The 20,391-nt window shown below is 70.7% G+C and carries 21 protein-coding genes; 12 read left to right on the top strand and 9 right to left on the bottom strand.

Annotated features, from left to right (window positions below; genetic code table 11):
* Nucleotides 1-86 precede the first annotated feature (86 nt).
* Nucleotides 87-1,814, bottom strand: a complete 1,728-nt coding sequence (locus DVR07_RS02075; protein WP_115795120.1) for a radical SAM protein — start codon at nucleotides 1,812-1,814, stop codon at nucleotides 87-89.
* Between the two features lie 118 nt (nucleotides 1,815-1,932).
* Nucleotides 1,933-2,724, bottom strand: a complete 792-nt coding sequence (locus DVR07_RS02070) for a hypothetical protein (RefSeq protein ID WP_115795119.1) — start codon at nucleotides 2,722-2,724, stop codon at nucleotides 1,933-1,935.
* Between the two features lie 276 nt (nucleotides 2,725-3,000).
* Here DVR07_RS02070 and DVR07_RS02065 point away from each other — a divergent pair, with 276 nt between their 5' ends.
* The 4 genes from DVR07_RS02065 to DVR07_RS02055 all read left to right on the top strand — a co-directional run bounded on the left by DVR07_RS02065 (nucleotide 3,001) and on the right by DVR07_RS02055 (nucleotide 7,568).
* A complete protein-coding gene (locus DVR07_RS02065) occupies nucleotides 3,001-4,533 on the top strand; it encodes a hypothetical protein (protein ID WP_115795118.1) in 1,533 nt (510 codons plus the stop codon).
* A 186-nt stretch (nucleotides 4,534-4,719) separates the two neighbouring features.
* Entirely contained in the window at nucleotides 4,720-4,878 is a 159-nt protein-coding gene (locus tag DVR07_RS21940; protein ID WP_165881720.1) for a DUF7559 family protein, read from the top strand.
* Nucleotides 4,875-5,291 (top strand): Hsp20 family protein, encoded by a 417-nt coding sequence (locus DVR07_RS02060; protein WP_115795117.1) that lies wholly within the window; start codon nucleotides 4,875-4,877, stop codon nucleotides 5,289-5,291. Before DVR07_RS21940 ends, DVR07_RS02060 begins: the two co-directional genes overlap by 4 nt.
* A 111-nt stretch (nucleotides 5,292-5,402) precedes the next feature.
* The gene (locus tag DVR07_RS02055; protein ID WP_165881719.1) at nucleotides 5,403-7,568 is read left to right on the top strand and encodes a beta-glucosidase family protein; all 2,166 of its coding nucleotides are present in this window, start codon (nucleotides 5,403-5,405) and stop codon (nucleotides 7,566-7,568) included.
* A 33-nt stretch (nucleotides 7,569-7,601) separates the two neighbouring features.
* On the opposite strand, the gene DVR07_RS02050 is transcribed toward DVR07_RS02055, so the two are convergent.
* From DVR07_RS02050 to DVR07_RS02030, 5 genes are all read right to left on the bottom strand, one after another.
* The gene (locus DVR07_RS02050; protein ID WP_115795116.1) at nucleotides 7,602-8,750 is read right to left on the bottom strand and encodes an NAD(P)/FAD-dependent oxidoreductase; all 1,149 of its coding nucleotides are present in this window, start codon (nucleotides 8,748-8,750) and stop codon (nucleotides 7,602-7,604) included.
* Nucleotides 8,747-9,517, bottom strand: coding sequence for a creatininase family protein (locus DVR07_RS02045; RefSeq protein WP_115795115.1), 771 nt, complete (start codon nucleotides 9,515-9,517; stop codon nucleotides 8,747-8,749). The genes DVR07_RS02050 and DVR07_RS02045 overlap by 4 nt, the downstream gene beginning before the upstream one ends.
* A 100-nt stretch (nucleotides 9,518-9,617) precedes the next feature.
* A complete protein-coding gene (locus DVR07_RS02040; RefSeq protein ID WP_115795114.1) occupies nucleotides 9,618-10,337 on the bottom strand; it encodes a fumarylacetoacetate hydrolase family protein in 720 nt (239 codons plus the stop codon).
* A 93-nt stretch (nucleotides 10,338-10,430) separates the two neighbouring features.
* The gene (locus tag DVR07_RS02035; protein ID WP_115795113.1) at nucleotides 10,431-11,213 is read right to left on the bottom strand and encodes a DUF7388 family protein; all 783 of its coding nucleotides are present in this window, start codon (nucleotides 11,211-11,213) and stop codon (nucleotides 10,431-10,433) included.
* Nucleotides 11,214-11,604: 391 nt separating this feature from the next.
* A complete protein-coding gene (locus DVR07_RS02030) occupies nucleotides 11,605-11,961 on the bottom strand; it encodes an ester cyclase (protein ID WP_115795112.1) in 357 nt (118 codons plus the stop codon).
* A 96-nt stretch (nucleotides 11,962-12,057) separates the two neighbouring features.
* On the opposite strand from DVR07_RS02030, the gene DVR07_RS02025 reads away from it, so the two are divergent.
* The 5 genes from DVR07_RS02025 to DVR07_RS02005 all read left to right on the top strand — a co-directional run bounded on the left by DVR07_RS02025 (nucleotide 12,058) and on the right by DVR07_RS02005 (nucleotide 16,167).
* Entirely contained in the window at nucleotides 12,058-13,158 is a 1,101-nt protein-coding gene (locus tag DVR07_RS02025) for a pyridoxal phosphate-dependent aminotransferase (RefSeq protein ID WP_115795111.1), read from the top strand.
* A 354-nt stretch (nucleotides 13,159-13,512) separates the two neighbouring features.
* Complete coding sequence (locus DVR07_RS02020) at nucleotides 13,513-14,001, top strand: DUF7109 family protein (protein ID WP_115795110.1); 489 nt, start codon at nucleotides 13,513-13,515, stop codon at nucleotides 13,999-14,001.
* 101 nt (nucleotides 14,002-14,102) lie between these two features.
* Entirely contained in the window at nucleotides 14,103-14,708 is a 606-nt protein-coding gene (locus DVR07_RS02015) for an NUDIX hydrolase (protein ID WP_115795109.1), read from the top strand.
* An 88-nt stretch (nucleotides 14,709-14,796) separates the two neighbouring features.
* Complete coding sequence (locus DVR07_RS02010; protein ID WP_115795108.1) at nucleotides 14,797-15,318, top strand: CinA family protein; 522 nt, start codon at nucleotides 14,797-14,799, stop codon at nucleotides 15,316-15,318.
* A gap of 366 nt (nucleotides 15,319-15,684) precedes the next feature.
* Entirely contained in the window at nucleotides 15,685-16,167 is a 483-nt protein-coding gene (locus tag DVR07_RS02005) for a metal-dependent hydrolase (RefSeq protein WP_115795107.1), read from the top strand.
* Here DVR07_RS02005 and DVR07_RS02000 read toward each other — a convergent pair.
* Nucleotides 16,164-16,922 (bottom strand): PHP-associated domain-containing protein, encoded by a 759-nt coding sequence (locus DVR07_RS02000; protein ID WP_115795106.1) that lies wholly within the window; start codon nucleotides 16,920-16,922, stop codon nucleotides 16,164-16,166. The two genes, DVR07_RS02005 and DVR07_RS02000, sit on opposite strands and share 4 nt — an antisense overlap.
* Nucleotides 16,923-17,133: 211 nt before the next feature.
* Here DVR07_RS02000 and DVR07_RS01995 point away from each other — a divergent pair, with 211 nt between their 5' ends.
* The 3 genes from DVR07_RS01995 (at nucleotide 17,134) to DVR07_RS01985 (ending at nucleotide 19,871) form a co-directional block, all read left to right on the top strand.
* Nucleotides 17,134-17,652 (top strand): phosphate-starvation-inducible PsiE family protein, encoded by a 519-nt coding sequence (locus tag DVR07_RS01995; protein WP_115795105.1) that lies wholly within the window; start codon nucleotides 17,134-17,136, stop codon nucleotides 17,650-17,652.
* Nucleotides 17,653-17,720: 68 nt separating this feature from the next.
* Nucleotides 17,721-18,875, top strand: a complete 1,155-nt coding sequence (locus DVR07_RS01990) for an acyl-CoA dehydrogenase family protein (RefSeq protein ID WP_115795104.1) — start codon at nucleotides 17,721-17,723, stop codon at nucleotides 18,873-18,875.
* Nucleotides 18,876-19,181: 306 nt separating this feature from the next.
* Nucleotides 19,182-19,871 (top strand): HAD family hydrolase, encoded by a 690-nt coding sequence (locus DVR07_RS01985; protein ID WP_115795103.1) that lies wholly within the window; start codon nucleotides 19,182-19,184, stop codon nucleotides 19,869-19,871.
* Between the two features lie 125 nt (nucleotides 19,872-19,996).
* Here DVR07_RS01985 and DVR07_RS01980 read toward each other — a convergent pair whose 3' ends face one another.
* Nucleotides 19,997-20,296 (bottom strand): HalOD1 output domain-containing protein, encoded by a 300-nt coding sequence (locus tag DVR07_RS01980; protein ID WP_115795102.1) that lies wholly within the window; start codon nucleotides 20,294-20,296, stop codon nucleotides 19,997-19,999.
* Nucleotides 20,297-20,391: the final 95 nt, after the last annotated feature.

Raw genomic sequence — 20,391 nt, 5'->3', positions numbered from 1 at the left:
TGGCCTCGGGGCGACACGACGCGCGGTTCGGGTGTCGCGTAGACCGCAGCCGTCCGGCGTCCGCGGTCGGCGCCGTCCCGTCGCCCTCAGTCCGCGCCCTCGGGGGTCTCGGCGGTCGCGAAGGCGGTCAGGTCGACGTCCACGTCGGCCGCCAGGTCCTCGGGCGACTCGTAGGGGCGGTTGACGACGACGTTGCCGGCGCGCTGCTTCCCGAGGCCCGGAATCGCGGTGAGCTCGTCCATCGTCGCGCTGTTGACGTCCAGCGGGTGGACCACGCCGGTCACCGACCGGTAACCGTGGTCGACGACCGCGACGTCGACGATTCGACCGAGTTCGCGCTCGCCCGGAATCCCCACGAGAAGGGGGTAGGTGCCGAGCTGTCGGCCGAACGTCCTGCCGTCCTGGTGGTACTCCAGGTGGACGTCCGGCAGCACCGTCCCGGCCGGCGCGAGTCGCTGGAGCATCGGGTTGTCGACGTTCTCCCGCACGCGGGTCTTGTACCGCTTGAACAGCTTCTTGTGGTCGTTGGCGATGTCGGCGCCGACGTCGCTCATCTCGGTGCCGTCGAACGCCATGACCTGCCGGATGTTGACCCGCCGGAGCATCAGGCCGGCGTCGTACACCCGGTCTAAGAACGCCTCGTTGTGCTCGAACGTCTCCCGGCGCTCGCCCTTCAGCCCGTGGAGGAGGTTGATGCCCGGTAGGAGTTTGGGCAGTCGATTCGCAGCCGACTCGCCGTGCGTGGGCGCGTCGGCGGGGTCTTCCCCGGGCCGCCAGCCGGCCTCCTCGTTGACGATCTTCACGGCCTCGAAGCACTCGTCGGCGGTCACGTTGAGGTTGTTCTCCTCCTGGACGACGGGATCGGCCGACTCCAGGCCGAAGGCGGCGGTGTCGCCCGGCGTGTTGTGCTCGGCGATGACCCGGATGCCCTCGCGGGCCAGGTCGGGCCACTCCACCACCGTGATGGGGTTCATGTTGTCGAGGTGGAGCGTCTGGAGGTCGGGCGCGACCTCGCGGATGCCGCCGTAGAGTTCGCGCAGGGCGTCCGGGTTTGGCTTCTCGCCGTCGCCGCCGTACGCCAGGATGTCGGCCTGCCGGCCGAGCCGGAAGTGGCGCACCCCGCGGTCGGAGAGGACCTCGACCTCGCCGACGACCGAGTCGGGTTCGCGGAAAGAGGGGTTGCCGTACAGCGGCTCCGTGCAGAACGAGCACCGGTAGGGACACCCCCGGGAGGTCTCCATCTCGGCGATTAGGTAGTCGGGGTGGTTGGGGTGGTGCTCGACGACGAACGCGCCGTCCGCGGCCCACCGGTCGATCTCCTCGTTGTCGCGCATCCGGTTGTTGAACCCCTCCAGACCGCTCTGCAGGAGGTCGTAGGCCGCCGCCTCGACGTCTCCCTTCGCCACGAAGTCGAAGTCGAGGTCGTCGCGCTCGGTCTCGGTGCCGCCCGCGTTCTCGTCGCCGACGCCGAACTTGACCGGGCCGCCCATCAGGCTCGTCCCGTCGGCGGTCCAGGCCAGCTTGCGCACCTCGTCGGGTTCGGCCGGCGTCCCGCCGACGTACTTGCCGGGGACGGTCATCCCGCCGAGGTAGACGAACAGGTCGGCGTCCTCGACGTCTCGCCACTTGCTCGTGTCGTCCCGGAGTTCGTCGATAGTGTGGTAGGTGACGTTGTCCTCGGGGACGCCCGCGTCGACGACGGCTCCCGCCGTGTACCGCGGGTACGTCGAGATGTACGGCGGCACGCCGAAGTGGGCCGGTTCGTCGACGTACCCGTCCACGAGGGTCACGTCGAGGTCCGCGAGGTCGGTCATGGGCCACCGTAGCCCCTCGACGGGTAAAACGGTGACTACACGCGACCGACGGGCGGGAAGCGCCCGCCGAACGGCGGAACCGCCGTCACTCGGTTCGCGCCCCGCGAAGCGGCCCCGGTCAGTGCAGGAACGGGTACGACCGGAACGCGTCGAGGACGGCGCGGCGGTCCGCCGCCTCCGAGAGGTCGGCGGTGTAGATACAGGGGTACGGGAGGCCGCGGGCCACCCGGAGGGTGTCGCCCTCGACGCTCACCTCCCGGAGGCGCCGCCACCGAATCGCGGTGGCGCCCCATCCGTTCCCCTGATGGATCAGGAGGTGATCGTCGAGCGCGACGAGTTCGTACTCCTCGGTGCCGGTGAACGCCGTCGAAATCACCGCTCCGATGACGCTCCCGACGACCGTTCCCGCGGAGAGGGCGCCGTCGGTCGCCAGCGAGAGCAGCGACAGGGTGGCGACGCACGCCCCGATTCTGAGCGCGACCGCCCGCCGCCGCGACTCGACGGCGGCGACCTCGCCCCGGACCTGCTCGCGCTTTAGCAGCAGCATCCCGCGGTGGGCGCTCCCCACGGCGCCCGCGCCGAACCCAGCGAGCGCGAAGACCAGCGCCCGAATCGAGGTCCCGTCGGCCGGCGTGGCTCCGCCGAACAGCGCCGGCCCGAAGACGCCGACCGCCGGCAGGAGGCCGAGTCCGGCGAGCGCCCAGTGGGCGCGGGCTTCAGCTACGCGGTCGAGCGCGTCCGGTACCTGTTCGACGGCGGCCCACGCGACTACGGCGACGCACGCGCCGAGGCCGAGCGAGAGCACGGGGTCGGACGGCCACGGCCCCGGCGTCGCGAGGAACCCGGCGAGACCGACGAGGGCGCCGAGCGAGAGGGCGAAGGGTCGGGTGTCGGGGCGGCGGAGTCGCACGCGTCCCGATAGCACCGCCACCTATTTGATAGCTGTCATCTCCGGCCGCGGGGAGGCGACGACGAGTCCGGCCGACGACGCCCCCGCGTCGAGCGCGAACGCCGCTCCCTCCCGTCGTTGTACGCCGCCTAAACTCACCGTTCACACCGTTCAACCCAGTTCAGACCGGCGCTGGAACGGCGCCGACGGAAGTCCGAAATCGGACATCTATACCGCCCAACAGTAAGCGCCGTGGAACAAGGGCCGGACCGGTCGAACCGACGACAGGCGATTCGCATGTCCGACCGAGACTCCACCACCGACGGCTTCGAGCGACGCGGCGTGCTGGCGGCGCTGGCGACCGGCATCGGCGGCGCCGGCCTGGCGCGCGGGTCGCTCGCCCGACTCGACGCCCCGGAGACCGGGTTCGTCGTCGAGCAGGGCGACCGCTGCGTCCCCATCACGCCGCTCTCCGGCGACGAGACGGTCGAGGCGTTCTACGACTACCGGACGCCCTACACGTCGCCGTCGGGGGCTAAGTACAGCTCCTACGGCACGACAGACCTCCAGCGCCCGGAGACGAGCATCTGCTTCCTCTACGACGGCCCCGAAGGGCTGAGCCTGGTCGTCGTCCACGACGAACTCGACGACGGGACTTCGGGCGGGGCGGTCAGCTTCGACCTCGCCTTCGAGCACCCCGACCGCGGATCGTGGGTGGTCGGCGACGACGACTACGACGCCGCGAGCAACTACGACACCTTCGACCGGACCGCCGAGGGGTGGTCGGTCGACTGGACGTGGGCCGACGGCCGGTCCGACGGCGGGGCCTACCGCCCGCTCGGCGAGTCCTTCGCGGTGACGATAGCCCCGGCGTTCAACGAGGCCGCGGAACTGTACGGCGACCACTACGAGGGCGAGATCACCGACTGGGAGGTGCTCTCGGGCGACCGGGACTCGCCCGAGCGCGTGTCGCTGGCGCTGGACGAGCCCCTCACGATTCGCCCGGGGACCTGCGGCGAGACGACGACCGCGACAACGACGACCCGGCGCGAGACGACCGAGGAAGAGACCACGGCCGAAGAAGAGACGACAGAGGAGGAGGAGGAGGACGCCTCGGAACCGATCACGGCCGACCTGACCGTCGTCCCGGGCAAGGTCAACCCCCGCAGTCACGGTCGGCTGCCGGTCGTGGTCCGGTCGACCGACGCGTTCGACGCCACCGCGCTCGAACCCGGGAGCGTCGAGCTCCGGCCGGGGAAGGCCAGTCCGGTCAAGCGCATCGCGACTGACGCCGACGCCGACGGCTACCGGGACCTCAAGTTCCACTTCTGGATGGACGCGACCGGTATCGACTGGGAGACCGAGCGGCTCGAACTGACCGGCAAGACGGCGAACGGCCGCCCGGTCGTCGCGACCGCCGACCTCCGACTCGTTCCGAACGGCGACGACGAGGACGAGAGCGAGGAGGGGAAGGAAGACGAGGACGACGACGAACGCGAGCGGCGCGAAGAAGCGGAGGGAGATGACGAACGCGACGAGGGTGAGGACCGAGGCGGAGACGATGAACGTGAGGGTCGAGACGGGGACGACGCCGCCGACTCGGAGCGGGACGAAGAGGACCACCCGAGACGCGAGGGAGAGCGCCGGGACGACGGTCGCGGACGAGAAGACGACGAGGGCCCCGGTAACGGCCGAGGACGCGGACGGGGAAATGGTCGCGGAGAGGAGCGCGGAAACGGTCGCGAACGGGGCCGCGGAAACGGTCGCGGTAAGGGACGAGGAAGAGGAAACGGCCGCGGCGAGGACCGGGGAGAGGGCCGCGACGATTGAGGTCGGCCTTCGAGTTACGGCGGAGACGGCTTCGGGACGGGCGCCACGGCTCTCCTGGCCCCTCTACAGACGTAGCTGTAACATTTCGGTCAAACCGCCGGGCGGCGGAGGACCGCCCCGGCGTCGTCGCGGCCCGAATTCGCCGAAGCCCTCCCGTTTATGGTCGCTCGGGCGTTAGTTTCGGACATGCCCGCCACGCTCGAAGCGAAGTGTACGAACGACGACTGCGAGATGGACATGTTCGAGATGCACTACACCTACGACATGCCCGACGACGTCGGCATCTCGGACTTCCAGTGTCCGTACTGCGGCGGAACCGACTGCCTCGAGGCCATCGAGCTATGACGCTCCGGGACATCGGCCGGTCGGTCGGGAGCGCGGTCCTCCAGCGGGTCGGCCGGGCCGCCGGCAAGGTCCAGGAGTCAAAGCCCCTGCCGGTGGACCTGCTGGAGAGCGACGACGCCTACCTCGTGGTGTTCGACGCGCCCGGCGCCACGGGCAGCGACGTCCAGGTCCGGTACGCCGACGGCGCGGTCCACGTCCGGATCGACCGCTTCAGGGACTTCTACGAGGGGTTCGAGATGCTGTTCCCGGGCCGGGGGCTCTCGCTGGACGGCCGGGCCGACCTCCCCGCCGACGCCGTGGTCGACGCCAGCGCGGCGTCGGCGACCCTGACCGAGCACGGCACCCTCCGGGTCCGCGTGCCCAAGCAGGAGCAGTCGACCGGGGACGCCCCGTCCGAGTCGGTCGAGGCGTAAGCCGACACCTGCGGTTCTCTCCCCGCGCCGACCCGAGAGTCCGGCGGCTCGCGGACCGCCATCCTTTGCTCCTACGCCAACATCTAACCGTCAGTCGCCGGACCGTTATACATGGCCGACACGACCGACCGAGTCGAGCGGCTGGTGGACGAACTCACCCGCGACGAGAAGCTCCGGCTGGTCCGGGGCGCGACGGACCCGGCGGGGACCGCGACGGGCTACCTGCCCGGCGTCGACCGCCTGGACGTCCCCGAGTTCCGGCTGGTCGACGGGCCGCTGGGCGTGCGCGCCGAGGGCGAGCGAGCCACCGCCTTCCCCGCCTCGCTGGCGCTGGCGGCGACGTTCGATCCGGACCTCGCCCGCGAGCAGGGCGCGGCGATGGCCCGCGAGGCGAAGGCCCACGACCAGGACGCGCTGCTCGCGCCGGGGACCAACCTCGTCCGGGTGCCCCACTGCGGCCGGAACTTCGAGTACTTCTCCGAGGACCCCCGGCTGGCGGCCGGCGTGACCGCTGGCGTCGTCGAGGGGATCCAGGACGAGGACGTCATCGCCACGGTGAAGCACTACGTTGCCAACAACCAGGAGCACCACCGCACCGAGGTCAGCGCCGAGATCGACGAGCGGACGCTCCGCGAGCTCTACCTGCCGGCGTTCCGCGCCGCGGTCGAGGCCGGGGTCGGGTCGGTGATGACCGCCTACAACCGGGTGAACGGGACCCACGTGAGCGACCACCGCCGGCTGGTCACGGACGTCCTCAAGGAGGAGTGGGGGTTCGACGGCTACGTCGTCTCGGACTGGTACGGGGTCGAGAGCACCGTCGGCGCGGCCACCGCCGGCCTCGACGTCGAGATGCCCGGCGTCTCCGTGGCGGAACTCGAAGGCGCGCCGGACGCGGCCGGTGATGCCGACGCAGACGCCGACCACGTTCCGGACGACGCGCCGGACGCGGACCTCGACTCGATCGACGGCGTCCCGAACCCGACGAAGGCCGGCCTCTTCGGCGAGCCGCTGTCCGAGGCGGTCGACGAGGGGACGGTCCCCGCCGAGCGCCTCGACGACATGGTCGCTCGCGTCCTCGGCCAGATGGAGCGCATCGGACTGCTCGACGGGGACCGCGACGACGGCGCGCTGGACGCGCCCGAGCACCGGGAGCTCGCCGAGCGCATCGCCGCCCGGGGGACGGTCCTGCTCGAAAACGACTGCGTCCTGCCGCTCGACGACGAGACGGACGTCGCGCTCGTCGGGCCGAACGTCCACGAGGCGACCCTCGGCGGGGGCGGCTCTTCGGAGACGACGCCGTTCCGGGCCGTCAGCCCAGGGGATGGCGTCACCGCCCGCGCCGAGGGCGAGGTGATCGTCGCGCGCGGCGTCCCCGAGATCGAGGACGTCTCGCTGTTCGACCTGCTGCCCTTCGTCGACGGCGAGGAGGAGCGCGACGGCGTCGCGGCCGACCCCGATCCCGACCCGGACCCCTCCATCGACGAGGCGGTCGCGGCCGCCGAAGCGGCCGACGTCGCCGTGGTCGTCGTGCGCGACGCCACCACCGAGGCCCGGGACCGCGACGACCTCCGACTGCCCGGCCGGCAGGACGAACTGGTCGAAGCCGTCGCCGAGGCGGCCGACCGCACGGTCGCCGTGGTCAACGCGGGCGGCCCCGTCGAACTCCCGTGGCGCGACGACGTCGACGCCCTGCTCGCGGCGTGGTACCCCGGGCAGGCCCACGGCGCCGCGCTCGCCGACGTGCTGTACGGCGACAGCGACCCCGGCGGTCGCCTCCCGGTCACCTTCGCGCCCGAGGAGGCATACCCCGCGGCCGACGAGGCCCAGTACCCCGGCGTCGACGGCGCGGCCGACTACTCGGAGGGGCTGTTCGTCGGCTACCGCCACTTCGACGCCGCGGACGTCGAACCGACCTACCCGTTCGGCCACGGCCACTCGTACGCCGACTTCCGGTACGGCGGGGCCGAGGCGGACGGCGAGTCGGTACGCGTCACCGTCGAGAACCGCGCCGAGCGACCCGGCCGCGAGGTCGTGCAGGCCTACGTCCGGCCGCCGGAGGCGCCGGAGGGCGTCGCGCGACCGGTCCGGGAACTCGCCGGCGCAACCGCGGTCGGCCTCGATGCGGGGGAGACCCGGACCGTGGAGATCGACCTCGCCGCCCGGGCGTTCGCCCGCTACGACTCCGACGACGGATGGGTCACCGACGCCGGGACCTACACTATCGAGGTGGCCCGGTCCTCGCGGGACGTCCGGACGACGGTAGAGACGGAACGATAGTCGAGACGGGGTTTTCCGGCGACCGCGTCGTCGCTACTCGACCGCCATCCCCTCGACGACGTCGAACTCCTCGTCGCCGTCGAAGCGGGTCGGGGCGAACCCGGGCACGGGGTCGTCGCCCAGCACCGACTCGGCGGCCGCCTCGCCGAGCGCCGGCGCGCGCATGAACCCGTGGCCCTGCCACCCGGCCGCGACGTGGAGGCCGTCGCGGAGTTCGCCGAGCAGGGGGTCGCGGTCGGGCGTCGCCACGCAGAGCCCGGCCCACGACTCGCGGACAGCGCCGAACCCGCCGAGCCGGCGGGCGAGCCGGTCGCGGGTCACCGCGCGGAACTCCCGGTCGGCGTCGCGCTTCCAGTCGTCGGGGTCGCTCTCGACCTCCTCGGTGCCGTCGCCCGCCAGCAACCCACCGGGGTGGGGCCGGAGGTAGTAGCCCCCGGTCGCGTCGTAGCACATCGGCAGGGCGGCCCGCGTCCGGTCGGCGAGGCCGGCGGTGAGCGCCTGGACCCGATAGGGTTTGAGCGGGACCGGGATGCCGGCGATGGCCAGCAACCGCTTGGTGTGGGCACCGGCGGCGACGAGGATCGCGTCGAAAGATTCGCGGTCGCGGCCGGCGTCTCCTCCGCCAGCGCCCTCGCCGTCGACGCCCGCGACCGCGACGTCCGCGGCGTCGATTCGAGCCTCGACGCCGGTCCGGATCTCTGCGCCAGCGGCCCGGGCCTTCTCGGCGAGCAGGTCGGCGTAGCTCCCCGGGTCGGTGCAGCCGGCGTTCTCCGCGATTGCGGCGACGCCCACGTCGTCCCACTCGACCGCGGGGAAGCGCTCACGGAGGGTCGTTGCACCTGCGAACGAGACGTCCCGGCCCCGCTCGCGCATCCGGGGCACCTGCTCGCGGATGCGCTCGGCGCGCTTCTCGTCGCCCTCGCGGGCGAACCAGACGTACGGCGTCTCGCGGAACTCGAAGTCGCCCTCGCCCGAGAACTCCCGGAACCGCTCCATCGCCCGCGCGCCGACCCGGGCGTCCTCGGTCGCTGCGAAGGCGTCGTAGAGGATGCCGGCCGCCCGGCCGGTGCTCGCGCCGCCGACCTCGCCCTTCTCGTAGAGGACGACCTCGGCGTCCCGGCGCGCGAGGTCGTAGGCCGCGGTGACGCCGACCGCGCCGCCGCCGATCACCGCGACTCTCATCGGTGCTCCCTCGGCCAGAGGTCCGCCACGTCGCGCTCGGCCAGCCAGTCGACTAAGGCCGCGAGGTCGTCGCTCGCGTGGTCGAGCAGCTTCTCGCCGACCTCTCGCGACCCCTCGGTGGGTTCGCCGACCGCGCCGCTGTCGGTGAAGTCGACGGTGTCGAAGCCGACCGGGGCGCCCCGAACTGATTTGCCCCACGAGTCGGCGCCGCGCTCCTCGGCGTCTTCGAGGGCCGCCTCGCGCACGAGGTCGCCCGCGACCGCGAGCATCACGCTGGTCTCGACCGCGTCGGCGTGGCCCAGCGAGGTGTCGAGTTCCGCCTCGATGAGCGCGTCGAGGTTGGCCCACCAGTTCCACGGCGTCGCGAAGGCGACCTCCTCGTCGCGGAGACCGCGGGCGGCCCGCCGGAGCGCGTCCGAATTGCCGCCGTGACCGTTGACGACGACCGCCTTCCGCACGCCGTGCTCGGCGAGACTCGCGACGATGTCGGCGACGTACGCCTCGAAGGTCTCGGGGTCAGTCCAGAGCGTCCCGTCGAACTGGCGGTGGTGGGCGCTCACGCCGACCGGAATCGGCGGGAGCAGAACCGTATCGTCGCGGTCGGCAGCCGTCTCGGCCACCGCGCGGGCCGCGAGGAAGTCGGTCCCCAGCGGGAGCGCGGGGCCGTGCTGCTCGACGCTGCCGGTCGGCAGCACCGCCACCTCGGCCTCGGTGAGGGCGTCGGCCGCGGTCGTCGTGGTGTGTTCGTGGAGATGCGAGCGACTCATGGCCGAGGGATTGACGAGCGCCCACTTAGAGGTGTGCCCGGCGGAAATGGAGGCGGGGAACCGAGAAGGTGCGAGCCACAGGGTGGGACGAGAGCAGTCGCTACTCCGGCGCGACGACCTGGTTGCGGAGCGTGCCGACGCCCTCGTAGGTGATCTGGACCTCGTCGCCGGGTTCGACCAGGCCCGGATTCGCGGGACTGCCGAACGCTACCACGTCGCCCGGCCGGAGGGTGAACCGTTCCGAGATGTACGAGACGACCTCGTAGGGATCGAACAGCATCAGCTCGGTGTTGGCCTCCTGGCGGCGCTCGCCCGCGACGTCTGTGTACATGTCGAGGTCGGTCGGGTCGACGTCGGTCTCGATCCAGGGGCCGAGCGGCCCCGACCCGTCGAACGCCTTGCGGGCGGTCCGGCCCTGCTGGTCGAGCGCGTCCACGTCGTTCATGACGGTGTACCCCCGGACGACCGTCGAAACCTCGTCGGGCGCGACGTTCCGGCAGCGCTCGCCGATGACGGCGGCGAGTTCGCCCGCGTAGGTGAGTTCGTCGGTGAACGGCGGGTACCGAATCGGCTCGCCGTGGGCCAGCAGCGACGTCGGCGGCTTGATGAAGAAGTCCGGTTCCTCCGGGCGCTCGTACTCCATCTGGTCGAGCGTCTCGGCGTAGTTTCGGCCGACGCAGTACAGCGCCGAGGGGTCGCACGGCGGGAGGAGGCGTCCGTCGCGGCCGACCTCGTAGGTGCCGTCGTCGGCCCGGACGACGCCGTCCTCGTACTCGCCGCGGACGGGTCCGTCCGGCGTCAGCAGGCGTGCGAGTCGCATGGCTCGGCGTTCGGAGTCGGAGGGGAAAGGCGTACCGACCTGGGTCGGGTCGAGCGGGTCCCGGTCAGTCGCGGCGGCCCGCCGACCGGCGCGCTACCCGAGGAACTCCTCGACGCCCCGGGCGGGGTAGCCGACGACGAGGTCGACGCCGGCCTCCTTCAGCGCCGCGACGCGCTCGCCGACGCCGGAGGGCGTCCCGACGAGCGCGTAGTCGCGGACCGCGGCCGAGAGCACCTCGCGCGCCCGGTCGGTCGCGGTCCGGTCGGTGGCCGCGCCCTCGGGCAGCGCCTTCGCGACGGGGCCCCGGCGGGCGGCGTAGCCGCCCACGGCGTCGAGCACCTCGTCCTCGTCGTCGGTGAGGACGGTGGGCGCGTACACCGCGAGTTCGCCGTCGAAGCCCGCGGCGCGGAGCGCCCGTACGTCTCGCTCGGTGGTCCGCGAGAGGAGCTCGAACTGGGTCGCGCCGGTCGCGAGCGCCAGCCGCTCGACGCCCTCGGTGCCGACCCACGCGGCGGGGTCGCGCTCGACCGCGGACCGGAGCCGGGGCGCGACCGCCCGCCGGCGCTCCTCGTCGGTGAGGTATGCGGGGTGGCCCGCGACCGCGACCCGGTCGACGCCCTCGGGGATCGCCTCGTATCGGGCGTCGTCGCCGAGGGGGTCGAACCCGTCGGCCCTCACGGGCGTGGTCAGGCGAACCTCCTTCTGGGAGGCGATGCGGGCGAGCGTCGCCTCGTCCGGGAAGTGCTCGCGCCCCTCGTAGTCGATGGCGACCGTCTCGAAGGGGAGTTCTACAGCGCGCGATACGTCGCACTCGGCGGGTTTGAGCGCGGCGGCGTCCAGTCCAGTCTCTGTGATAGTCTTGCCAGTCGTCAGCACTCGCGAACACCTCCAGTAATAGTCACTCGTGTTACTCGTCTACTGCTCGTGCGGAACGCGATCCATCGTCTCTGCGACCATGTGACCACTGGTACCCGCGGGAGGGTCAAAAGGGTATCGGCACGCACGAATTCTTACCGGGTCGGGGGATTCGCGCACAACCGGCCCTCCTGACCGGCGCGCACTGGCGGCCTCCGAGGGGCCGCCAAGCGTGCGAGGGACGAGTAGCGCAGGCCGAAGGCCGAGCAACGCAGGCGGTTGGGGAGGTGCGTGGCTGTCGCGGTGCGGTGTTGTGCGGTACAGATGTGACGGCAGTAGTAGCACTCACCGACCCTTCACCGTCACAGTGGGGATGAAGGGAAGCCCCCAACGAGAACTGCCTACCGGTCGCTCACACCTCGTCGCGGTCGGTGTAGGTCCACCGCTCGGTGATCTTCCCGTCGTCGTCGAAGCGGTGGAAGTCCGCGAAGCCGAACGACACCTCCTCGTCGTCCTGCGTCCCGGAGAACTCGCCGCGGACCGCGACGGTGTCGCCGTCGACCACCAGGTCGCGGACCTCGTGGCTGCCGTCCTCCAGCGGCCGGTCTTCCAGGTAGAACTCCCGGAACTCCGCCATCCCGGAGACGTCCGCCTGGCCCGGGCGCGCGTAGGTCACGTCGTCGGCGAACAGCGAGAACACCGACTCGTAGTCCTCGGCGTCGACGTACTCGTAGTAGTCTCGGACCGCGTCGGGATTCGCGTCTGCCATGTGCGGACAAAGGCGGCCGGATGCGTTGTTTCTTTTGACAGGGTACGGGCGGCACCGAACGAAAGAAAGACCTTCGCGGCGGCCGACCCCACCACTATGGACTACGAGACGCCGCTGTTCTTCCACGTGATGCAGTACGCCGAGCGGGCCGACCGCGACGTGGTGGACATGGTGAGCGGGAACCCCGACTGGGGGTCGCCCGAGGCGCTCGCCGAGGGGCTCCACGAGTATGCCGACCTCGGCGGCGCGGACTTCCAGTACCCGCCGAGCGAGGGGCTGGTCGAACTCCGCGAGGAGATCGCCGAGCGCCGGAACGTCGACCCCGCCCAGATCATCGTGACCAACGGCGGCGGCGAGGCCAACTACCTCGCGATGGCCCGGGCGCTGGAGCGCGAGCGGGGGTCGGAGTTCGTGCTCACCGACCCGGTCTACCCCTACTACCCGGGCAAGACGACGATGCTCGACGCGACCGCGCGGTACGTCTCCACCGCCGACGACGGGTCGCTCGACCCCGACGCCGTGCGCGAGGTTGCCAGCGAGGAAACCGCCGGCATCGTGGTCAACACGCCGAACAACCCCACCGGCGCGGTGTACGACGAGGCGACGATGCGCGAACTCGTCGCCGTCGCCGAGGAGTACGACGCGCTGCTGGTCAGCGACGAGGTGTACGACCACTTCGACTTCTCGGGCGAGTTCACGTCGGCGCTGTCGTTCGACTCCGACCACCGCGTGGTCACCAACTCCTACTCGAAGACGTTCGCCATCACTGGGTTTCGCGTCGGGTACGCGGTCTTCCCCGAGTCGCTGGTCGACGTGGCCAAGACCCGCCACATGCTGACCAACGTCGCCACCACCCGACCCGGCCAGTACGCGGTGCTCCACGCGCTCCGGAACACCGACCCGGCCTACTACGAGGCCAACCGCGAACTCCTGCGCGAGCGCGTCGCGACGTTCACCGACGCGCTCGACGCCGCGGGCGCCGAGTACTCGTCGCCCGACGGCGCGTTCTACGTGATGGCCCGGTTCCCGGACTTCCCGGGCACGCTGGAGAACGTCGAGCGCCTGGTCGACGAGGCGGGCGTCGCGGGGATGCCCGGCGAGGCGTTCGGCGAGTCGTTCGACGACTGGCTCCGGTTCGCGCTGGTGAGTCCGCGCGTCGAGGAGGCCGCCGACAGGCTGGCGGCGTACTTCGAATAAGCGTGACTGTCGAGGGTCCGTCACTGGACTCAGCCGTCTCCGGGTAGTCGGACTGGCGGTCCCCGAGCGCGCGGGGGTTCCGGGCGACCGCGCGAGGCGTCCGGTCGGGGTTCGTTCCGGCTTCCCATTTGAATGTTCGCAAGAGTTGGGTGTTGAATGTCGCGTTGTCAGGCCGGCAGTTCCACCGTCTGGGTGGATGAAAGGGGCCGGCCGGGGGCTTTCTGTCCTACTTCTCTGCCGAGGCTGGGTCGTTCAACTCGTTTTGACTTGTCATAGCCGGGGACTCCCCGAACGGAATCACCGTGCCCGCTTCCCGAACAACTAAGCCCCCGCGAGAACCCCTCCCCGTAACGAATGGCCGACACGAAGGACGAGCTCGCCGGGGTCGTCGACCTCTTCGGCGGACTCACCCACGACGAACTCGAACAGGGCCTGGTCGAGCTCGCGTTCAAGCAGGGCAAGAGCGTCGAGCGCGAGGCGTTCGCGGCCGAGATCGAGCGCGCGGTCGAGAGCTACTACCTCGTCGAGACCGAGGCGAGCGGCGACGGCGGCGACGAGGAACGGGCCGAAACGGTCCTCGTCGCCGGGCCCGCCGCCTTCCCGACCGTCCCGGAGAACGGCGAGGACCTCCCGCACATCATGGACGTGCCCGACAGAGAAATCGACCGCGAGGGGCTCGGCGAGGCGGTCGCCGAGCGCCTGCACGAGGAGGCCCGGACCGTCGCGGCCGCCGGCGACCCCGACCGCGCCCAGGAGCTGCTCGACGTGAGCTACGACCTCGAGGCGTGGGCGCCGGTCGAGACCGACGACGTGCGCGAGACGCTCGACCGGGCCTTCGAGTAGGGTCGGTGCCCGCCTCGCGTCCCGGAGTATCGCGAGATCGACCGCCCGGGGCGGCGCGTCGAGGACGAGCGAATTAAGGCGCCGGGGTACGACGTGGGCGTATGGAACTGGGTCGCGTGGCCGACCACGACCCGCGGGACATCCCCGACGAGGACCACGACGCCGCGGTGCTGGCTCCGGTGGTCCGCCGCGACGGCGAGGATTACCTCCTGTTCACGAAGCGGGCCGACCACCTCGGCGAGCACCCCGGCCAGATGAGCTTCCCGGGCGGCGGCCGCGAGCCGAGCGACGCCGACCTGGAGGCGACCGCGCTCCGCGAGGCCGAGGAGGAGATCGGGCTCCGCCCGGCGGAGGCCGACATCGTCGGACGCCTCGACGACATCCGGACCACGAGCCGGTACGCCATCACGCCCTACGTCGCCACCGTCCCCGACCGGGAGTACGTGCCCGACGAGCGGGAGGTCGCCGAGATCGCGGTGCTGTCGGTCGCCGACATGATCGACCCCGATAACTACGAGAACGAGCGCCGCGAGCACCCCCAGTACGGCGAAGCGATCGTCCACTTCTTCCGCGTCGACGGCTACACGGTGTGGGGCGCCACGGCCAGGATGGTGGTCCAGTTGCTGGAGCTGACGACCGACTGGCGCGCGCCCGAGACCATCGACCGCGTGATCGACCCCGACGCCGACGTCCGGCAGGGGAACTGAGCGCTCGCAGCGGCGCGTCCTCGACTGGCGGCGCGTTCTCGCGCGGCGTCCCCTACCTTCATTCGACTCCGCCCCCTCACCACCGGGTATGGACGACTACGCCGAGGACCCGCCGGTCGAGGAGCGCATCGGAGACGCCCTGCGGGCGGCCGACCAGACCGTCGCGGTCGCCGAGTCCTGCACCGGCGGACTGGTCGGGTCGCTGCTGACCGACGTGCCGGGGTCGAGCGACTACTTCGACCGCGGGCTGGTGACCTACTCCTACGACGCCAAGCTCCGGGAGCTCGGGGTCGCCCGCGAGGCCCTCGACGAGCACGGCGCGGTCAGCGAGCCGGTCGCGCGCCAGATGGCCCGGGGAGTCCGGGACGCGGCCGGTACGACCTGGGGCGTGGCCACGACCGGCGTCGCGGGCCCGACCGGCGGGAGCGACGAGAAGCCGGTCGGCACGGTGTTCGTCGGGGTCGCCTACGCGGGCGACTGGGGGACTCAGGAATCGTACTCCGTGGTCTCGCGCTACGAGTTCGACGGCGACAGGACGGAGATCAAGGAGCAGATCGCCCGGCAGGCGTTGCGGGACGTGCTGGCCGAGGTGGAGTCGAACGCCGAGTAGTCGCCAAACGTCGCCTTCCCGAAGCTATTTACGCCCGGTGGTGTCAGTCGCCATATGGGACTACTAGCAACGGCCGTGGCTGTGGGCGTTCTCGTCGGCGTCGGGTACCTCTACCTGCGCGCCTACTGGATCGACGACCCCTGGCTCAACAGCGAAGTGTTCCGGTAGCGACGAAGTGGTTCGGTGACCGTCTCGTCTCCTCTCGTTCTCGCAGTTCAGGACGTCGGTCTCGTCTTTTTCCGCTCTGTCGCGCTGCGACTCGCTCTCTGTCGCGCTCCGACCCGCGAATCGCAAGACGCGCGTCAGACGACAGACAGAAAGCCTTGAGTCGTCGCCGGGCGAGGGTCGGACCGTGACCCGAGAGCCATGAACAAGGAGGGACACGTCCTGAACGCGGTCCTGTTGAGCATCGGTCTGGGGTACGTCTTCCACCCCGCGGGCGACGTGCCGACGTTCCGGGCCATCGCCGAGATATCCGTGCCGGTCGTGCTGGGGGCGCTGTTCCCCGACGTCGACACCGCCTTCGGCAAGCACCGCAAGACGCTACACAACCTCCCCGTGCTGGCGCTGTTCTACCTCTACCCCGTCTACTTCGACAACCTCCACTTCGTCTGGGTCGGCGTGGCGACCCACTACGCGCTCGACATGCTGGGGAGCAAGCGCGGCATCGCGCTGTTCTACCCCTTCGAGAAGGAGTACAACCTTCCCGTGGGCGTCCCGGTCTCCAGCAAGTGGGCCACCGTGGTCACGGTCGGGGTCTCGGCGCTGGAGGTCGCGCTGATCGCCGGCGTGGTCCACCTCGACCTGCCGGTCCAGGACCTCACACGGACCGTGGCCGGCCTCATCTAGTAGACGCCGTCGAACCGGTCCTCGTAGGCGATGTGGTCGGGGTGGGTCGGTTCCGTCCCCGAGAGGAACAGCCGGTCGATCTTCTCGTAGGAGTTCTCCCAGCCGAGGTGGGCGAACTCGGCGGCGCAGCGCAGTTCGTGGCGCCAGCCCGACCGCCGGACGACCCTGCGGGGCGCACCGTCCTTGAGCGCCGCGATCAGATCGGCTTCGCCGTCGAGCGACCCGTCGAACTCGGTCCACGCCTCGCCGACCGACTGCCGTCGGTGGGCGTACGACGAGGTGAACGCCGGCAGGTCGTACTGGGCGGTGAGCTCGCGAGCCCGGCGGTTGTGGTGGGGCCAGTGCTTCGGGTTGTACGTCTCGACGGCGTCGATCCGGTCGCGATAGGCCGCGAGGTCCGACTCCGACAGCGAGACCGTGAGGAACTCCGGATGCGGAACGAGCACCGCGGCGCCCTGGCGGGCGAGCTCGTCCATGGCGTCGGCGAGCGAGATGAAGTCCGGAATCGGGTCGTCGAGCCCCAGCGCCAGGACGTGCTTGCGGTCCCGCCAGTCGTTGGTGAACACCTCGCGGGCCGGCACGACCAGTAGATCGTCGTCCGAGTACCGCGCGGCCTCCCGACGCACGTCCGGAAAGCGCTCGAAGTGGGGCGCGTACACGAGCGCGTCCAGGCCCCTGGCCTTCGCTCGCTCGACTATCCGCTCGTCGAGCACCTTCACGTGGAGGTCCACGCGGAACGACTCGCCCTCGGTCACGTCTGTCCGAACGTTGCCACACCCTGCTGTTAACCGTTCTGATTCTATCAACCATCGGGAGGGAGCGTCACGGACGTCCACGGCGGTCGGACCGCTCGGCGCGCGTCCCCGGGCCGGACGGCGGGAACATCGACGGCTCGTCACGACGCGACGGCGGCCGCCTCGGGTGCCGGTACGGTCTTTGGCCGTCGTCCCCAATCGTCGACAGGGAATGAGTAACGGCGAGGACGACGGGGACGCGGGCGGCCGGGTCCCGGACGTGGAGGTGTCGTGGTCGGGGGTCACCGAGACCTACGTCGTCGCGCTGGAGCGGTTCATCCGCGGCGTGGAACTGGCGACCGCGACGGTGTTCGCCGCGCTCTTCGCCATCGGCGTCGTCGACCTGCTGCTCCAGATCGTCCAGTCGGCGCAGACCGGCGAGATCACCGACCCCCTCGTCGTCATCCGCTTCATCGACACCGGACTCCTCCTGCTGATCATCGTCGAGGTGTACCAGACGGTCCTGGCGTACGTGCAGGAGAGCCAGACCCGCAGCATCGTCCGGCTCATCATCTACACCGGCGTCATCGCGATGGTCCGGAAGGCGATCATCTTCCGGACCGGGGAGTACGGGACGACCCAGGACGCGCTCTTCGCCGCCGTCGCCTACACGGTCATCATCTTCGGGCTGGTCGCGCTGCTGTTGACCGAACGGGTGTACGGCGAGACCCGACTCATCGAATCGGAGTGACGCCGGAACGATCCGGCCCGCCGACCGATAGCCCCGGAGTATAACCCGGCGCGGGCCCATCGTCCGGCATGGAGCTCCTCGCAGACGACATCGTCCCCGAGTACGCCCGCGACGTGAAACACGAGGCCCGAGAGTTCGCCGACGAGCACATCGCCCCCAACGCCGAGGAGTACTTCCGCGAGGGGAAGTATCCCCGGGACCTCATCGAGGCCGGCCAGGAGGCGGGCCTCGTCGCCCAGGACATCGGCGAGGAGTGGGGCGGCCGCGGCTGGGACGTGGTCCAGATGCTCTCGGTCGCCGAGGAGTGGTTCCGGGCCGACGCCGGCATCGCGCTCTCGCTCCAGCTCGCCAGCTTCGGCGCCGAGATCGTCGAGGAGTACGGCACCGACGAGCAGTGCGAGGAGTACCTCCGGCCCGTGGCCGAGGGCGACCAGATCACCGGCCTCGCGGTGTCCGAACCCGACACCGGCAGCGACCTGTCGGGGATGCAGACGACCGCCGAGAAGAGCGACGACGGCGGCGAGTGGGTGCTCAACGGCGAGAAGTACTGGATCGGCAACGGCGTCGAGGGCGACTGGCTCACGGTGTACGCCCGGACCGGCGAGGACGAGGACAACCGCTACGGCAACCACTCGCTGTTCATCGTCCCCACGGACATCGAGGGGTACGAGGCCGAGCACATCCCCGAGAAGATGGGGATGCGCGCGAGCAAGCAGGCCCACATCGTCTTCGACGACTGCCGGATTCCGGAGGACCACCTCGTGGGGTCGGAGGGCGCGGGCTTCATGCTGCTCGCGGAGTTCTTCAACCACGGCCGGACGGTGGTGGCGGGCCACGGCCTGGGGCTCGCCGCGGCCGCCATCGAGGAGGCCTGGGAGTTCGTCCACGGCCGCGAGGAGTTCGGCCGCACCATCTCGGACTTCCAGGCGGTCCAGCACGGCCTGGCGGACATGCGGATGGAGTTCGAGTCGGCCCGAGCGCTGACCTACCGCGCCGCCGAGAAGGTCCGGGACGGCGACAACGCCGGGCTGTGGGCCGCGATGGCCAAGACGAAGGCGACCGAGACCGCGACCGACTGCGCCGAGCAGGGGATGCAGTTCCACGGCGGGCGCTCGATCCTCACGGACCGCCGGATCGCACGGGTGTATCGGGACGTGCGCATCCCGGTGGTCTACGAGGGCGCCAACGAGATCCAGCGGAACCTCATCTACCGGCAGTCGTAGAATCGGGGAGTAACGGGAGGATTCTGGGCGAGAGAGACCGCATCGACGTCTTCGAAAGCCCCCGCCCGGTCGCCACCCGAAGACGTTCCTGCTCGCCTTCGGCTGCGCGGGCATGCGACTTCCGAGGTCTCGTTTGCTTCGCTCAGCCGACCAGGGTAAACGCGACCGGGCGGCCCCTTTCGGTCCCACCCCGTCAGTAGTGTCATCAGTGCATCCCGGTGGACTGTCGCACCGGGCGCTCACTGGTTGCTACTCAGTTCCACAACGTCCCTGACCTTTTTCGCGGGTCGGCGAGAATCCGACTCCATGCGCGCGGTCTTCTTCGACCTCGACGGGACGCTGGTCGACCTCCCCGAGGACTTCGCTGGCCTCTTCGAGGCGGCGCTGGCGGACCACGGCGTCGACGCCGGGCCACACCACCTCGAACGCTACACCGAGGCGTTCTTCGGGTACCTGGAGGAGTGTCACTCCGAACCCTACCGGATGGCGATGGCCGACCTCCGGGCGGCCCACGACCTCGATCCGGACGCCGAGGCGCTGGCCGAGACCTACATCGAGCGCGAGGCCGCCGCGACCGAGCTCAGGTCCGGGGTTCGCGAAGCCCTCGACGCGCTCGCCTCGGAGCCGTCCGACTCGGCCGAATCGGCTTCCGAAATCGCGCTCGGGGTGCTGACGAACGGCGGGTCGCGCTGCCAGCGGCGGAAGCTCGCGCGCCACGGCCTCGCGGACTACTTCGACGCGGTGGTCGCCTCCGGGGACGTCGGCGCGGGCAAGCCCGACCTGGAAATCTTCGCGGCCGCCCGGGAGGCGATTCCGGCCGACGAGTACGTCTTCGTCGCCGACGACCTCGAACGCGACGTCCTGCCGGCCCAGGAGGCCGGCTTCACGGGCGTCTACCTCGCGGGGGACGACGCGGACGCCTACCGGGGCGAGGTCGACGGTCGTCCGGACGAGCGAGTTCGCTCCGTCGCGGAGGTGCCCGACGCGCTCGGGTGACGTCCGCGTCGGCGGAGCGGGAATGGAGGAGCGAGCCGGTTCGGGAGTGCGTCGGAGACGTGTGACTGTTCTACCGGGCGTCGCAGGTACACAATCACCGCGGATCAGGTCGGTTCGGACTCGTGTTACTCCTCGACGGTTCGTATCTGGACCATTCCGTTGCTTTGGACGACGACGAGGTAGTCGTCCACCGTGAACTCCACCCGGACGTCGAGGGGGTCGTCGGTGACGAGGTCGTCGAGCGCGTCCGGGTCGACCTCGTCCGCCAACCTGAAGTCGGTACGGGACGGCGGTGTGTCCTCGAGTTCGGCGAGGGCCTCGGCGATGGCGATGCTCGGCGGTGCGCCTCGGGGATCGTTGAACGTCGTGCGAGACACGACCGTCGCGTCGCGACGGTCGCGACTCTCGGTGTCGGTCGGATTCATGGGGAGCACGTGCCTGTTCGCACAGGCCGTCTCGTACGGGACACTCGCGTCTGTTAAAGGGCCAGAACCGTTGTACTGAATTCCGAACGCGCCGC

Origin of the sequence: Halorussus rarus (genome assembly GCF_003369835.1) — an archaeon.
In the GTDB taxonomy this organism is placed as follows: domain Archaea; phylum Halobacteriota; class Halobacteria; order Halobacteriales; family Haladaptataceae; genus Halorussus; species Halorussus rarus.
The sequence above is the reverse complement of the archived record's forward strand: the minus strand, read 5'-3'. Positions and strand labels throughout refer to the sequence as shown.